This is a genomic window from Streptomyces sp. NBC_00996 (assembly GCF_045162675.1).
In the GTDB taxonomy this organism is placed as follows: Bacteria; Actinomycetota; Actinomycetes; order Streptomycetales; family Streptomycetaceae; genus Streptomyces.
This window is the reverse complement of the sequence record NZ_CP108723.1, coordinates 10,706,918-10,722,355: the sequence shown is the minus strand read 5'-3', so window position 1 is coordinate 10,722,355 and position 15,438 is coordinate 10,706,918. Positions and strand designations below refer to the sequence as shown.

11 protein-coding genes and 1 pseudogene are annotated in these 15,438 nt (G+C 67.6%); 5 read left to right on the top strand and 7 right to left on the bottom strand.

The features are described 5' to 3' along the window. Positions 1-8 precede the first annotated feature (8 nt). Together OG390_RS49785 and OG390_RS49780 are read right to left on the bottom strand one after the other, a co-directional pair. Positions 9-395 carry a helix-turn-helix domain-containing protein gene (locus OG390_RS49785; protein WP_406177409.1) on the bottom strand — a complete coding sequence of 129 codons (387 nt, stop codon included), beginning with the start codon at positions 393-395 and terminating at the stop codon, positions 9-11. A 95-nt stretch (positions 396-490) separates the two neighbouring features. Beyond that, a complete protein-coding gene (locus OG390_RS49780) occupies positions 491-877 on the bottom strand; it encodes a hypothetical protein (RefSeq protein WP_406177407.1) in 387 nt (128 codons plus the stop codon). A gap of 895 nt (positions 878-1,772) precedes the next feature. On the opposite strand from OG390_RS49780, the gene OG390_RS49775 reads away from it, so the two are divergent. Then, positions 1,773-3,725, top strand: a complete 1,953-nt coding sequence (locus OG390_RS49775; protein WP_406177405.1) for a pentapeptide repeat-containing protein — start codon at positions 1,773-1,775, stop codon at positions 3,723-3,725. A gap of 129 nt (positions 3,726-3,854) precedes the next feature. After that, positions 3,855-5,117: a hypothetical protein gene (locus OG390_RS49770; RefSeq protein WP_406177403.1), complete on the top strand. Its 1,263-nt coding sequence runs from the start codon at positions 3,855-3,857 to the stop codon at positions 5,115-5,117. Between the two features lie 97 nt (positions 5,118-5,214). On the opposite strand, the gene OG390_RS49765 is transcribed toward OG390_RS49770, so the two are convergent. Both OG390_RS49765 and OG390_RS49760 read right to left on the bottom strand, forming a co-directional pair. After that, positions 5,215-5,655: a DUF6262 family protein gene (locus OG390_RS49765; protein WP_406177401.1), complete on the bottom strand. Its 441-nt coding sequence runs from the start codon at positions 5,653-5,655 to the stop codon at positions 5,215-5,217. After that, positions 5,642-7,303, bottom strand: coding sequence for a tyrosine-type recombinase/integrase (locus OG390_RS49760; protein WP_406177399.1), 1,662 nt, complete (start codon positions 7,301-7,303; stop codon positions 5,642-5,644). The genes OG390_RS49765 and OG390_RS49760 overlap by 14 nt, the downstream gene beginning before the upstream one ends. Before the next feature lie 394 nt (positions 7,304-7,697). Here OG390_RS49760 and OG390_RS49755 point away from each other — a divergent pair, with 394 nt between their 5' ends. Next, entirely contained in the window at positions 7,698-8,348 is a 651-nt protein-coding gene (locus OG390_RS49755; RefSeq protein ID WP_406177397.1) for an HAD family hydrolase, read from the top strand. A gap of 106 nt (positions 8,349-8,454) precedes the next feature. Next, positions 8,455-10,803: a recombinase family protein gene (locus OG390_RS49750; protein ID WP_406177396.1), complete on the top strand. Its 2,349-nt coding sequence runs from the start codon at positions 8,455-8,457 to the stop codon at positions 10,801-10,803. 48 nt (positions 10,804-10,851) lie between these two features. Here the strand turns inward: OG390_RS49750 and OG390_RS49745 are convergent. Further along, positions 10,852-11,016 (bottom strand): annotated as a pseudogene (locus OG390_RS49745) (transposase); the annotation flags it as partial. Between the two features lie 1,161 nt (positions 11,017-12,177). Between OG390_RS49745 and OG390_RS49740 the strand changes: the two are divergent. Then, positions 12,178-12,600 (top strand): hypothetical protein, encoded by a 423-nt coding sequence (locus OG390_RS49740; protein WP_406177394.1) that lies wholly within the window; start codon positions 12,178-12,180, stop codon positions 12,598-12,600. A gap of 136 nt (positions 12,601-12,736) precedes the next feature. Here the strand turns inward: OG390_RS49740 and OG390_RS49735 are convergent, their stop codons facing one another. Together OG390_RS49735 and OG390_RS49730 are read right to left on the bottom strand one after the other, a co-directional pair. Beyond that, positions 12,737-13,447, bottom strand: a complete 711-nt coding sequence (locus OG390_RS49735) for a transposase (protein ID WP_406177392.1) — start codon at positions 13,445-13,447, stop codon at positions 12,737-12,739. A 245-nt stretch (positions 13,448-13,692) separates the two neighbouring features. Next, the gene (locus OG390_RS49730) at positions 13,693-15,423 is read right to left on the bottom strand and encodes a trypsin-like serine peptidase (RefSeq protein ID WP_406177390.1); all 1,731 of its coding nucleotides are present in this window, start codon (positions 15,421-15,423) and stop codon (positions 13,693-13,695) included. Between the last annotated feature and the right edge of the window lie 15 nt (positions 15,424-15,438).

Sequence of the window (15,438 nt, the reverse complement as noted above, 5' to 3'; positions counted from 1 at the left end):
GCGTGCGTTCATCCGGCGCCCATCCCAGCTGAGCCCGCAGAATCCTTCTGACCTGCGCGGCCGTGCGGTCCGGGTTCTCCTTCTTCAACGCCATGGCCAGCTCGACCACCTCGGGGCGGGGTGCGGGGCTGGGACTGGCGCGGGGAGGGCACCAGCGCGTCGAAGCCGCCCTGGCGCCACTCCAGGATCCAGCGGTCCAGCGTCCACCGGGTGATCCGCACCGGCCGGCCATCAGCGTCGATGTGCTCGGCCTGGGCCAGCTTGCGCACCAGCGCGCCGCGCTGGCGGCCGGTCAGGCTCGGGTCGGCGGCCTCGCGGATGAGCATGTAGCGGAACAGGCCGATGCGTCTGGCTCGCTCCGTGCGGGCCACCTCGTCGTCGTCTTTCTTCGTCATGTCCACCTTCCTGACGTCTCGTCACGGGCATGGGCCCGCCGAGGCTGTCAGGAACAACCCACTGAAGATCAGAGGCAGTTGGTGTTGATCGACGATCACGGCCATCTCGGCGACAGCAACCGTCCCCGGCTGGTGGCCGCGGCCAGCTGCCACGGCGACACCTCGCCAATGTCCGGCCAGCGCGAGGCCGCGGCCTTCCAGGCCCCGACCACCGCGGACACCGCGTCGGCGAAGACGCTCACCGACGCGGCGGGCGGGATGGGATCGGGCCCGGTGTCGACCAGCAGCACGGTGAAGTACACGCGAACGTGCTCAGCCCGTTGTTCGAACCGCCGCAGCCAGCCCCGCACCGTGTCCACCGGCCGGCGCAGCACCGCGGCGATCGTCCTCGCACCGGCCCCGGCCGCCTTCGCCACCAGCGCGGACCCGATCACGTCCGCCAAGTCCACCCGCCTGACCAGCACGAACACCGGGAGAAGCACATGCGAGCCCCCACAGCCCGCGCAGCGGGCCCGCCGCGGCCGCACCCTCACCACACCCGTCACGTTTCGCAACACGCGATGTCTCGCCCAGCCCCACGGGGCGAGCACACCACCGCAATCCGGACACTCGACCCCACCCGCTCTCAGCCGGGCCTCGACCCTGACCACGTCCGCCTCTACCGTGAGCACCGGCGCCTCCGTGCGCTACACGGCCCTCCCGGACTCGGCCAAGAGTTTACCGGGAGGGCCTTCGCATGCCCTCCTCATCGGCAAGGTGTCGCCGCCAACGAACACCACAGTCGCCAGACATGCGTCCGAATCCGTCGGCACACAGCATGCCCTCAACCCACCGCCCACATAGGCATCTTGAGTGTCGTTGAACAGGCCGCACCCCCGTCTTCAAGACGGAGCCCGGACAGCAGGAGGAATCCCGGTGACCGCTACCCTCGCGGACGCCTACGACGCCCGCCTCTACGCCCGCGCCCGCGCCCGCGCCCGCGCCCGCCACGAAGCCGTACCCACCGGCGCCCTCTTCACCGCACCCCCAACGCCCCGCGCTGATCACGGCCGAACAGCAGCACCTGAACTTCGAGCTGCTGGGGTAGGCCATCAGCTCCCCCCACCAGGCTGGCCCCACCGCCCCGAACCCCACCAAGATCCGCGCCCTGACCATCCAGCCGCCCTGGTCGGACCTGATCGCCCTCACAGGCGAGGAGATCGCCAAACGCATCGAGAACCGGGTGTGGAACTGGCTTATGAGCAGCTCAACGGATGGTTGTGGTGTCTGAGCTGCTCATTTGCATGATGGACATGTCCGTCACGGGGGCCTGAACCGGCCTCGGTCCCCCGAGCGTCTATACGGGCACCCGACACATAACCGTGGAGCCGCCGCGCCATGAGCACCCCTTCACCTCCCCCCTGGCCGCACTGTGGGCGCGGCGCGAACACGGCCACCGCTCCGATCGGTTGCCAGGGCATTCACGTCCCTGGCAACAGTGCGTGCCTGGCCCACCTCACCGATACCAACCGCACCGCCTACCTAGCTGGCCTATCCCCTGGCGCCGACATCGACCACCGCGGCACCCCCTTCACCCAACAACTACTGGAAGACCTTCTCAACGCCCTCAAAGACCCCTCCACCGGCAAACCCCACCTCGGCATCGCCATGTTCACCGGTGCGCAGTTCTCCGGTGACGCCGAGTTCACTGATGCACTGTTCTCCGGTGATGTCGAATTCACAGATGCACTGTTCTCTGGCGAAACCAAGTTCACCGATGCTCGGTTCTCCGACACCGCCGCGTTCACTGATGCACTATTCTCCGGCACCGCTGAGTTCGCTTATACACGGTTCTCCGGCGAGGCCGTATTCGTCGGCACGCAGTTCTCCGGCACCACCTGGTTCCACAGTGCGCAGTTCTCCGGCGAGGCTACGTTCAGCAGTGCGCAGTTCTCCGGCGAGGTCCGGTTCTCCTCGGCACAGTTCTTCGGCGACGCCTGGTTCTCCCATGTACAGTTCTCCGGCCACGCCTCGTTCTACGAAACACAGTTCTCCGGCATTCCCTCGTTCGGCGAGGCACAGTTTTCTGGCTATGCCGCGTTCGACGGGGCGCAGTTCTCCGGCCACGCCATGTTTGCCTCGGCTCAGTTTTCCGACGACGTTTCGTTCGACGGAGTGCGGTTTGAGGACGTGTCGGTTTTGGGGCCGCTGGTTTGTGCGGGACAGGTGGTGCTGTCGGGGGCGGTGTTTGTCCTGCCTGTGACATTAGAGATAGCGGCGCAGGCGGTGGTGTGTAAGCGAACGCGGTGGGAGTCGACTGCAACGATCCGCGTGCGGTATTCGGCGGTGGACTTCGGCCACGCGGTTCTGGCGGCCCCCGTCGCGGTTATCGCCCACCCCGCCCCCTTTCACTTCACCTACAGCGACAGCCCTGTGAGTGAGCGCCTGCTGGCGGGCCCCGGTCGGCAGCCGAGGTCACCGGACCGAGTGCGGGTCGTCTCGGTTCAGGGCGTGGATGCCGCGCACCTGGTGCTGACCGACATTGACCTGGCCGATTGTCTGTTCTCTGGGGCCTTCCACCTCGACCAGCTCCGCCTGGAAGGCCGCACCATGTTCGCCCCCACCCCCATCGGTTGGCAGCGCCGCGGCATCCGGCCGGTGCGCTTCACCCGTCGACGCACTCTTGCCGAGGAACACCACTGGCGCGCCCAAACCGCTGGCCAGCCCGTCCCTAACGAAGGCGCGGCGCCGGAACCCCGGCTGTGGCGTCCCGGACCGCACCACACCGACCCCGCCCGCACCCCCGACCCGGAAGACGTCGCCGCGCTGTACCGGCAGCTGCGCAAAGCCTTCGAGGACGGCAAGAACGAACCCGGCGCTGCCGACTTCTATTACGGCGAGTGCGAGATGCGCCGCCACGACACCACCGGCACCACGAAGGGTGAACGCCGTCTGCTGTGGGCCTACTGGCTGCTGTCCGGCTATGGCCTGCGCGCCTCGCGCGCCTTCACATGGCTGCTCGCAGCCATGTCACTGACTGTTCTGCTGCTGATGGCCTTCGGGCTGCCTGCCCGCGATCCCGATCCCGCCACGACCGGCACCCTGAACGGCAGCAAGATCAGTCTCAACACCAGCACCCCCGACCCTGCCCTGCGCGGCGGATGGTCACAGCGGTGGTCTTGGGCCCGGGCAGAGAAGGCCACCCGCGTCGCCGTCAACTCCGTGGTGTTCCGCTCCAGCGGGCAGAACCTCACCACCGCCGGCACCTACATCGAGATGACCTCCCGCCTCCTCGAACCCACCCTCCTCACCCTCGGCGTCCTTGCCATCCGCGGACGCATCAAACGCTGACATGCCTTGCGCGCCTGTACACCAGTCGCGCTGCTGAGCTGCACAACAACCCCTCGTCCCCGTAGACGACGGCGTTTCTGTCCGCTTCAACAAGCCTGCTAAAGAGGGAGGTTGGGAATACTGGGCGACATGCGGATCTTGGACGGCGCTGAGCTTCTTCACCGCGAAGCACTGTGGCTGCGGGAAATCGCCACACGGACTCGTCGGTATACCGCGGCGCTCCCCGATCTCGACGACGACGAACTCCGCGCCGTCCGGAAGGCCGTGCTGCACGCCTGGATCCGCTACCGCTACCCGATCAGCCTTCAGTTCGTGACCAACTATGTTGGTATAGCCGCCACCGCGATTGGGATGGCGGTGGCCTCTTCTGCGGCCGGCGGTGTCGCCGTGCTGTTCGCCATGGGCAGTGACAGTTCCGCGGCTCGCGCTCCTTGGTGGCTCTTCCCGCTGGCGACCTGGGCTGCAGTCTGTCTCAGCCTCCTCGTCAACGGGCGGGCCGACCTGCGTCAGGTCGTGTCTCTGGTTCATCGTCTGGGCCTTCGGGGCACCGCCCGGCGTGTGGCGAGCGCGTACGTTGGGAACTGGTTCGTGCTCGCAGTCGCGTTGGCTCTTGTCACTGTCGCTGTTGTGGCTGCCTGGCTGACCGTCGTGACCGCACTCTCCGCCTCCACCGGCCAGCAGCTGATCACCGCTGCGGCAGGACTGTTCGGTGCGGTACTGGGTCTTGTGGGGAACCGGTGGATCCTCACCATTCAAGAGTTCCTCCGCCGTAAGTACCGAGCGGCTCATGGACCGCGTCCCCTCGATGGCCTACTCGTCGAGCTCGTGGCGGCCGCTGCGGTGAGTTTCGAAGCGCGCGCCCACTGGTGGGATCCACGAAACATCAAGATCGTCCGGCGCCGCCTTGCCTTCGCGATCGAGGCTGCCCATGACACATCGGTCATCCGGCGCAGAACCTCGGTCAGGGAACTGGCCGCCAGACGCCAGGCGCGACAGTTCCACGCGAGCCTGGCCGAACTGATCCGGCGCCATGACCGTGCGGTCACCCAGGTTCACACGGTCGAAGAGTACGACGCCATCACCGCTTCACTGCGTGCAGGTGTCCTCGCCCTCGCCGCGGAAGACCTGACGGCACTCATGCAGCACAGCGCCGCCGAACCGTCGGTTTCCCGAGTCGCCAGGCTGGTGCGGCGGACTGGCTCCAGCCTCGTCCTCGTAGTCTTTGCCATGGTCATCCCGTTACTGCCCGGTGTGGACAGCGCCACCGGCGAGGGAGTGCGCGTGCTCTTGTTCATGACAGCTGCCCTGACTCTGACCCCGGCCAGTGATCTCGCTTCCAGCTCCATCCGATCCGCGCTCGAACGATCGCTCTTCGCCAAGAGCACCAACTGACGCCCGCAGTATGGGATATGCGGGACTGAGCCGGAGACGGTCGGAAAGGGATGACCTCAACCGAGGATGCGATACCTACCGCTTTCTGCTCCGCGGGTCAGTCCGTTCGGGAACGGCCTCTGTCAGTACCTGCTGCATCCAAGGCCGGGTCCACGGGCTGCTGGCTGCGGAGCCTGCGGTTCTCGCCGTATGCGGTCTCCAGGCGTCCGGCGAGGTCGCTGTCCTCCGCTCGCAGCTGCTTGTTCCGTGCGAGCGCGGTCTCCAGCCGTCGCTGGATGGAGGCGACTGACGCGGGCTGTGAGCCGGTCCGCTCGCTGGCGGTCTGTCGGCCCTGCAGCTGCCGGATGGCGGCCACGAGGTCGGGCTGGGTGTAGAGCCACGATCTCGACACGCCGGCCGCCTTTGCGATCCCCGCGAAACTGGTGCGGTTGCCGGTGCGCTGGGCTGCAGAGATGGCCTTTTCGGCGTCGCGGCGGGCGCGTTCGCTGCGGCGCCGGGTGGCCTCGGCCAGTGCGGCGGTGTTGTCAGCTGGCGGCATCGAGGTCCTCCACCTGTCCGCCGACGACGATCTGGTTCTCGGTGGCCCCTTGCAGAGCGACGATGATCGTGTCGAGTTTGCCGAGGGTACGGCGGTTCTTCTCCGCGACCCGGGCGAGCCCGGCTTCCTCGGCCTGGGCGATGAGTTCGCTGGTCTCCTGCCGCTGCTGGCGGTGCTGCTGGAGAAAGTCACCGGTGGTGATGAAGAACCGGCAGTCCAGGCAGGGGTTGGCGTACTCGCAGTCGGTCTGCACCGGTGCTCCGCAGTAGCCGTTGGGCAGTGTCACCTTCGCCCGGACCAGGCTCATCTTCGCCCAGGCCGCCCCGGCGAGCGGGTGGTCGGCGGCGATCTCGGCTTTCTTCCCCTCGTGGTTGACCTTGAGGGCGTTCTCCCAGTGCCGCCGGAGCGTCTTGTCGTGGAGCTTGGCGTAGACGGCGGTCATGGCTGGCGACATGTGATCAAGCAGGGTCTGGATCACGGGCTGGGGAACGTCAGCGTTGATCATGCGGGTGGCCAGGGTGTGCCGGAACTGGTGAAAGGTCACCTTCACCGGGGCGCCGTGTTCGTCGGTGAGGCTGAGCCGCTCCAGCCAGATCGCCAGGTGGTCGCGCAGGCGGCGGTCGCTGACCGGCTTGCTGCCGTCGACGTTCTTCAGCGAGGCGGGGAACAGCCACTTGCAGCCCTGCGGAAAGCGGTCGAGGACGGCCTGCTGCTGGCGGCCAATCTCAGCCGCGAGGTCCTCGCTCAGAGGGAAGAACGCCGGGCGGTCGTGGATCTCGCGGTTGAGCCAGGCCAGGTAGGGGTTGTTCTCGGCGTCCCGGACGATGCAGTCGAAGGGAAGCCAGCGGGCGTCCTTCGTGCGCAGGCCGCAGGCCATGAGGATCTTCAGCAGCACCCGCCCGTCGTCGGACGGGAACTGCGCGACGGCCTCGGGCGCCTCCAGCTGCCGCATCAGGTGCTCGGGGATGAACCGCGGCTTCAGCCCGCGCGGCTTGGGCGCGTCGTCATAGATGAACGCGCTGCGGGCCAGGTCAGGCTGCCACTCGTAGCGGTGGACGTCGCGCAGGAAGACACCGACGCAGCTGACGGTGCGTGAGCGGAAAGCCTCGCCGTGCCCGTCGGCCTGCAGGGCGGCCAGCCGGGTCTCGATGCGGGCCCGGTTGAGTGCCGCCGGTCCGGCATCGACGCCGTCGACATCGGCGAAGTGGCCGGCCAGGCGGGTGATGGCCTGAACGCTCGTGGTCAGGCCGGCCGGGCTGCTGCCGCGGGTCAGCCGCCAGCGGGCCCACCGCTTGGTCAGATCCCGCAGCCAGGGCTGAGGGATGCCGCCGAAGTGCAGGCGGCAGCAGTCCTCGTTCGCCAGGTCGAGCAGCCGCAGATCCCAGCTGTCACGCGGGAACTGGTCGGCCCACGGATCGTCGGCGATCAGCAGCCGCTGCAGCTCGAAGCGGGTGTCGCGGATGAAGGCGTAGGACAGCGACTGGTAGCCCTTGCGCGCGACGTGGCAGAACTCCAGCCACTGCGTCCCGTCCCAGTCCATCAGACTGTGCACGCCCGATTCGCGGATCCAGCTCAGCGCGCGGGTCACCGTGCGCGGGGCCGTGTGCCGGTCCCCGATGTCGGCTCGGCGCTGCAGCCCGAACTGCACCTCCAGGCGGACCCGGCGTGGGCAGAACAGCTAGGTCGTGAAACCGGATGGATGTAGGGATCGCGCCGCAGCTCCAGCCGCCCGAACCACTCGATCAACTGGTCGTCCGGAAGCTCGGGATGGCCGTTGTTGCGCCAGCGGATGTAGTGCCGCCGGCACAACACCGACCCGGGTCCCGTCGTCCACCACGGGCAGTCGGGCAGCACACAGTCCCGCTCGCCGTGCGGAGGCGGCTCGTAGCGCGCGGTGGCCAGCCACGTGTCCAGGTCCGGCGATGGTGTCCCGCTGAGTGGTGTAGCGGCGATCACTGCATGGCCCCCGGTCGTTAGGCGGCCATCACCACGTTCGAATCATGCAGCGGACACGACCGACCACTCCTCCCTACGCTGTCCAGGTGATCACTCCGATTGAACTCGTCATCTTCGACTGCGACGGCGTGCTCGTCGACAGCGAACGCATAGCCGTCCGCGCCTATGTCGCCCTGGGCGCCGAGCTGGGCTGGCCGCTGACCGAAGCCGAGGTGATCGAAGAGTTCATCGGCCGGTCGATCGTGTCCAACTTTGAACGAATCACTTCCCGAGTAGGGCCGAGCCGGGCCGCGCTCTGGCAGGAGAGGTTCGGGCAACTCCACCGCGCGGCCGTCGATGCCGAACTCACCCCGGTCGACGGCATCCTCGAAGTCCTCGACAACCTCACGCTGCCGAGCTGCGTAGCTTCAGGCGGCCGCCACGACACGATGCGCCACGCCCTGGGCCGCACCGGGATCTACCCCTACTTCGAAGGCCGCATCTTCAGCGCCAGCGAGGTCGCCCACGGCAAACCGGCCCCCGACCTGTTCCTGCACGCTGCCCAGCAGATGGGCGTCCACCCCTCGGCCTGCATCGTCATTGAGGACAGCAAATACGGGATCCAGGCAGCCCGCGCAGCCGGCATGCGCGCCCTTGGCTACGCCGGCGGACTCACCCCCGCGCAATGGCTGGAAGGACCGAACACCACGGTTTTCGACGACATGCGCGAGCTCCCGAGACTCCTCGCAGAAGCTTGACCGACCATCAGTCAGCGCGGTTCTCTGGCCTCGGAATAGATCTTGTCCATGCTGCCTTCAAGGAGCAAGCCGTAATGCCTGCATAGATGACTCCGAGGACGGGAATGTGCCGGTCATCGGGGTAAATGGCCTGCTCAGGGCCGCTAAGACGGTGCGGCGGTTGCGTGAGCGGCAGTCCAGTGACGATGAGGGCGGTGGGGCGTCATGGACGAACCTGTTGCCGGCGAGCCCCCAGTTGCCGTCGTGGGAGAGTCTCCCGGAGTTGAACCGGCAGTTGGCAGTGGGGGTGCTGGGTGTTCTCGCGGCTCGGATGGTGACGGCGGCTCCGGACGACGGGGGCGGAGGTGATCTCCGTGGCGGCCGCCAGTCGACGCCGCAGCAGGTCATCGATCACTCAGAGTCGACCCGGTTGCAGTACGGGCTGGTCCAGCGGGCCCTGGACCTGGGCTGGTTGGCGGATCGGGTCGTGGTCATCGACGATGACCTGGGGCATTCCGCCTCCGGTGTCCAGGTCCGGGCCGGTTTCCAGCGCCTGGTCTCCGAGGTCGGACCCGACCACGTCGGGATGGTCCTGGGGATCGAGATGTCCCGACTGGCGCGTTCAGGTCGCGAGTGGCACCAACTGCTGGAACTGTGCGCGTTGTCGGGGACGCTGCTGGCCGACCCGGACGGTGTCTATGACCCCGCAGAGCACAACGACCGGCTCCTGCTCGGGCTGAAAGGGACGATCAGCGAGGCCGAACTCCACCTGATCAAACAGCGGTTGCGGAGCGGACGGATCAGCAAGGCCCGCCGCGGTGAACTCGCCGTGCCGTTGCCGGTCGGCTATATCCGCCGGCCCGATGGGACGGTCGAACTGGACCCGGACGAGCAGGTCCAGAGCGTAGTCCGACTGATCTTCGACCTGTTCGACGAGCTCGCCACCGTGAACGCGGTGCTGCGGTACTTCATCGACCACGGACTTCAGCTGGGCATCCGGGTTCGTGAAGGGGCCGGGCGGGGTGACCTGCAGTGGCGCCGGCCCAGCCGGATCGCGCTGCAGAACATGCTCCGCCACCCGATCTATGCCGGTGTCTACGTCTACGGCCGCAGCAAACTCGATCCGCGGCGTCGCCAGGAGGGCCGCCCGTTCACCGGCCGGGTCCGCCGGCCCCGCGAGGACTGGCTGGTCCATTTGCCCGACATGCTGCCCGCCTATATCGACATCGCGCGCCATGAACACAACCTGGCCCGGCTCGAGGCGAACCGGGCCAGGTCCGAGAGCATGGGCTCGTTGCGAGACGGGCCCGCGCTGCTGGGCGGCCTCGTCTTCTGCGGCCGTTGTGGCACCCGCATGACCGTGCGCTATCAGCGCGGACCCCAGGGGCGGTTGCGGCCGGGCTACGAATGCTCCCGGGCCAAGGCCGACTACGGCGGGTCGCTGTGCCAGACACTGGCCGGCACCTGTGCGGACCGCTTCGTGACCGGCCTGCTGATGACCGCGCTGGCCCCGGCCGCACTCGAGGTCTCCCTCCAGGCCGCCGGGCCGGCCCAGCAGCGGCGCGAGCAGGTCGAGCGGATCTGGCGGCAGCGTCTGGAGCGTGCCCAGTACGCCGTCGACCGGGCTCGGCGCCAGTACCATCTGGCCGAGCCCGAGAACCGCCTGGTCGTGCGTGAGCTCGAGCGGAACTGGGAGAACGCGCTGGCTGAGCAGAGGGACCTGGCCGAGGAGTACGACCGCTTCACCGCCGCCCGGCCCCGCACGCTGACCACCGAAGAGCGTGAGCGGATCCGTGCCCTGGCCAGCGACATCCCGGCTGTCTGGGCAGCCGCGACGACCACCGACGCAGATCGCAAACAGCTCCTGCGTCACCTGGTCGAGAAGGTGAGCCTCACCGTCGTCGGAGACAGCGAGCGGGTCACCGCTGAGATCACCTGGGCCGGAGGACACCGCACGAACGGCGAGTTCGTCCGGCCCGTCGCCCGCCTGGACCAGCTCAGCTACTACCCGCGCCTGGCAGCCCGCGCCCGTGAACTCACCCAGAGCGGCCACGACGCGGCCGCCATCGCGGACATCTTGAACAGCGAAGGATTCCGCCCACCCAAGCGCCGTGAACGCTTCGGAGCCGAGGGGATCCGTCATCTCCTGCAGGATCTGGGCTGTGTCAGCCGCCGCGAACAAGCCCTCCGCCGGACCCGCCCCGCACTGGGCCCCGGCGAGTGGCGGCTGACCGACCTCGCCCGCGAGTTCGGCATCCCGCGCGTCACCCTCTACGGGTGGCTCACCCAAGGCCGGGTCACCGGCCACCAGGCCGACGACGCACATCATTCTTGGATCATCCAAGCCGACGCAGCCGAAGTCGACCGGCTCCGCGCGCTCCATCAGCAGTCCCGCGGCCACCAGCCCCGACAAGCCTGGCTCGACCACCAGAAGACCGCGATAATCCAAAACGATGAAGGAGAACAGCGACAGTGAAGCCAAGTCACGACTACGACAGCAGTCTGGCTTGTTCCTCTCGGGTAGGTATCGGCGGGGGAACGCGATCCATTCGTCGTGCATTTCGACGAGCACGGCGGTGGTGAGTCGTTCGAGGGCGTCGGGGTTGGGGAAGATCTGGACGACGTCGGTGCGACGCTTGATCTCGCGGTTGAGTCGCTCCAGCGGGTTGGTGGACTGGATCTTTTTCCAGGTGCGCCGTGAGGCGCTGTGGTTCGAGTGGAGGTGAGAGACCTTCGCCTCTGGCCTGTCGCAGCAGGTCGGTGTAGCTGGGGGCAGTCCGATCCGGGTGGTGCCGGGGAGGGCGGGAGCGGCCCCGACAAAGCCGGGACGTGCCAGTACTGCCAGATGGTGCGGGTCCGGCAAGTGAGTTGGAGAGGAGTACGCGAGGAACCGGCGTGGTTACGTCCTTCATCAGATACACCGGCTCGAACCTGGCGGATCTGGGCCGGGCGCGGTGCGTCCCGCTGCTGAGTGCGGCGGGAACTTCCGTACCCGTATTTGGAAGCGGGTGCGGGAGGCCACGAGGAAGGTCTGCGGCGTACTCGTGGCGAGGCCGCTGGGACAAAGTCGGGCTCCTCCTTCAACGAACGAACCACGGTGAACACGGGAACCGTCCGGTCACACTCCGCGCGGCCCACCTTCTGGACGACATCACCGCCGCCAACCCGCACCTCGCCGCGCGGCTTGAGGCCGCGGAGTCGAGGTGACCGCACCGGCCGGGGCCGCCGCCTTCGTCGCCGAAGCGGACGGCGCAGATCACCAGTAGGTGATGCGGCGGGTCGTCAACGCAGTCACCGAAGCCCGCGGGCTGCCCGCCCCATTTGGCTTTCCGTAGAGACCTGACGGGCAGAGTGTTGCCCGCAGCCGACGACACCGCTGTACCACTCCCGGAGATACGCCAGCGAGGTCCCCAGAGCCCAGAACTATCGACCCACCTGCACCTTTGGCAGCCTGGCACCCTCCCCCGCCGCGCCGGGGATGAATCTCCAGGGGCTCGTACGGCAACGTTGGCGGACATCTTGATGGTTTGGGAGTGCAGCACTCAGGCGTCGCTGCCACGTTTCAGGGGGCGGTGGGACGCGGGTAATGGGGGTACCGGTCGAGGAAGGCGAGCATCTCGATGGCCCGGGCACGCCGTTTCTCGCCGGCACACCCAGGCCGTCCTCGCCCGCCGCGGCGTCAACGTCCTCTGGCCCTCCTACGAGACGGACGGTGCTCCAGCCCGCGCCACCGATGTCAGTCGCCGCATGACGCCCCTGCAGGCGATCCGTGCCTCCCGAACAACCTGGTCGTCAGATCCCGCTGCGTGCGGCAGGATCAGGCGGATCGATGCCGCAGGGAGAGAGACCAGTGATCACCGCCACTCAGGGAGCGAAGCTCACATCGCAGTGCGAGAGCTGTGGTGGCGAACTGGTCCGCGACGTCGGTCAGTTCATCGAGCGCGGTCGGTTGCAGTGGAGCGTTGAAGGGCAGTGCCAAGCCTGCCCGAAGACATGGTGCGAGATGGACACCGGCCCAGCTCCCGAAGAGATCAGGCAGGCCCTACTGACCGAACACGGGCCCGCTCGGCTTCGCCTTGCGGACAAGGACGCAGGCTTCGTTCCTGTGCTTCGGGCCCTGCGCGAGATGCAGCTCTCGCTGGGCGAAGCGCGGCTGATGGCCGCCGACCTTAAGGAAGTCGGCCTGGTCGGCACGTCCGTGGAAATGGCCTACCTCGCTGAGGGGCTACGCAACCGGTTCGTCACCGTAACCATCACCTCGTCGCCTACCTGACCAGGGATGGGTTGACAAACGGCTGAGCCGGGACAGTTCGTCGACGCTCGCGCCGTGGCGGGTTCCGTTACTTCCTGGTGACGTTTTCGGCCTGGGGTCCCTTAGTGGTCTGCGTCGTAAGTCCTTCGGGGGTTGATCACGCTGCCTTGGCGGCGGAGGATTCTTCTGGGTGATCGGCGGTGTGCCGGTCGAGCCTGGCCAGCAGATCGTCCAGGTCGGTGGTGGTGAACTTCCACTGGAACGGCTGTGCCGTGGCGTTGTAGCGGTCTTCGAATGCTCGGAGCCGGTCCGCGACCTCGTTGAGGTCGGTGAAGTCGTTGGGTGTCACGACCTTGCGCTGCACGACGGAGAAGTAGATCTCCACCTGGTTTAACCAGGAGGCGTGGACCGGGGTGTGGACGAGGACCGCGTTCGGGTAGGCGGCGGTCAGCCGGTCGGCGGCCTTCTTGCCGCGGTGGGAGGAGCCGTTGTCCACGACCCAGAACACGCGTTTCGCGCTGGCGTAGGGCTCTTGGGCCATGACCTGGCCGACCAGGGCCATGAACGGGGCGATGCCGGTTCTCGGCTCGCAGCGGCCGAAGGCCTTCGCGTGGTGGACGTCGTAGGCGGCCAGGTAGGCCAGGGCTCCGCCACGGCCGTAGGTGTGGTTCACCCGCATCGCCCTGGCCTGCCCGGGGGCCAGGGTGGGGTGACAGCGGCAGCGGGCCTGGACCGAGGTCTTCTCATCCGCGCTGATCACGTACTCGTCCGCGCCGAACGCGCCATGCGCCGCCTGGCCCGACAGGCCAACACCCTCGGCTTCACCGTCCGCTTCGACCCCATCGAAGCCGCATAACACCACCGTCACCACGGCCTCACTGACCTGGGCTCAAGCTTTGTTTTCGGACCAGGCCAGCGTGAAGATGTCCATCACGAACCCTCGCTCGGCAACAAACACGGTCCGCAAATACGGGATCGGCATCGGAATGACCGCCTAACGGATCGGTGAGGGTGGGCCGCTGGCATCCGTCGCATCCCGCGCCGAGGACCCGCCCATGCGGGCGGGCCCCGGAACCACGGCGGTTCCGGGGCCCGCGGGAGCCGTAAGGGGCGTCAGGGCGCGACGAGTTGGTGCTCGGCGCCGATTCCCGACGCGTTGCCCTCGGTGTACAGGCTCAGTTCACCGTCGGACCAGCGGACGAGGGTGTCGTCCGGCCACGGGTTGTCGCTGAAGTCGCCGCCGGTGACGAGCATGGCGTGCTCCCACAGGTTGTTCGGCGCCTTCCACTGGTGCTCGCCCCAGCTGTCTCCGGTGCCGGTGAAGTCGTCGTAGCAGGTCACTTCTCCGTCGGACCAGCGCACCACCAGGTCCCAGGTGTCGTTTCCGGTGTAGTCGCCGGAACCGATCTCCACGGCGTGCTCCCACAGCTTGTTCGGGTTGACGACCTTGATCTCCTTGCCGAGGCTTGTGCCGGTGTTCTGATAAACCGTCAGTTCCCCGTCCGACCAGCGGACCACCAGGTCGTCCTGCCACTTGTTGCCGCCATAGCGTCCGGCGGTCAGGGCCTCGGCATGCTTCCACGTCGCGTTCGCCGGCATCAGCTGCTTCTCACCGTGGAAGCCGTTCTCGTCCACCGAGGGATACAGAGTGAGTTCGCCGTCGGACCAGCGGACCACCAGGTCGGAGCCGTTGTCGCCGGTGAAGTCGCCCGCGACGACCTGCACGGCGTGGTCCGCCCAGAGCTTGTTCGGCCCCTGGACGCGGATCTCCTTGTCGAAGTAGTTCAGCCCCTTGCCGGCGCCCCGGTAGATGGTCAGCTCCCCGTCGGACCACAGGACGAACATGTCCATGAGGTCCTCGGAGACCGGCCCGTTCAGCGCGAAGTAACCGGAGGCGATGTCCTTGGCGTGCTTCCACGTGGACGCGGCCGGCAGGACGATCGGCGTCGGCTGCCGGCCGGCCACCGCGGCGTCGTAGATCCGCTTCAGGTCGCTGTCGAAGTACGAGGAGTACGAGGTGTCGGCGCTGTGCCCGCCGGTCTGCCAGCCGCCGGTCACGCCGACGACCTTCGGATCGTCGCCGCCGATAATGAACGGTCCGCCGGACGTGCCGGACACGTAGCCGTCGCAGTCGATCTGCGAGAACGTGCCGCCCTTCCACTCACCCTCGTCCCCAGTGGTGAACTTCTTCATCGGCGAGGTGCAGTCCAGCGGATCCTGCTTCGGGTGGTAGTGCGGGTCGCCGTTGTCCAGCCACGGGTAGCCGATCACCCGGGTCTTGGGGTGATCGAAGCCGGTGTCGTAGCCAATCGGGATCGCGCCGACGACGTCCTGGACCTTCTTGCCGTCGGACCGGGGCTCGGTCTTGAGGATGGCGAAGTCCAGGTCAGTGTTGTCGTGGTCACCGCCGCGGCGCAGATAGCGCGGGTCGGCGTAGATCTGCCCGACCTTGATGGGGAACAGCCCGTACGGGGCCGGGTGGTCCTTGCTGTGCTTCGGCACGAAGACCTGCTTCATATGCTGGTCCTGGTTGTCGAAGCAGTGCGCCGCGGTCAGGACCAGGTCCTTGCCGGGCGACGGCACCACGGTGCCGGCGCAGTAGCGGTGGTAGAGCTCGCCGTCCCTGCGCTCGTCCCAGTAGAACGTACCGACTTCCTTGATGCCCTCAAACGTGTGCGACGGCGACCGCAGCAGCTTCTTGCGCTGCGCGGCGGACAGCCTGGCCTCGCGGGCCTGGTCCTCCTGCGCGGGCAGGGCCTCGGCCATGCGCTCGGGGGTCCAGTACTTCTCCAGCTCGGACAGTGAATCGGAACCGTCGTCCGGGGCGCCGCTCGTGGGAGGCATCGTGGGCGTGGGCGT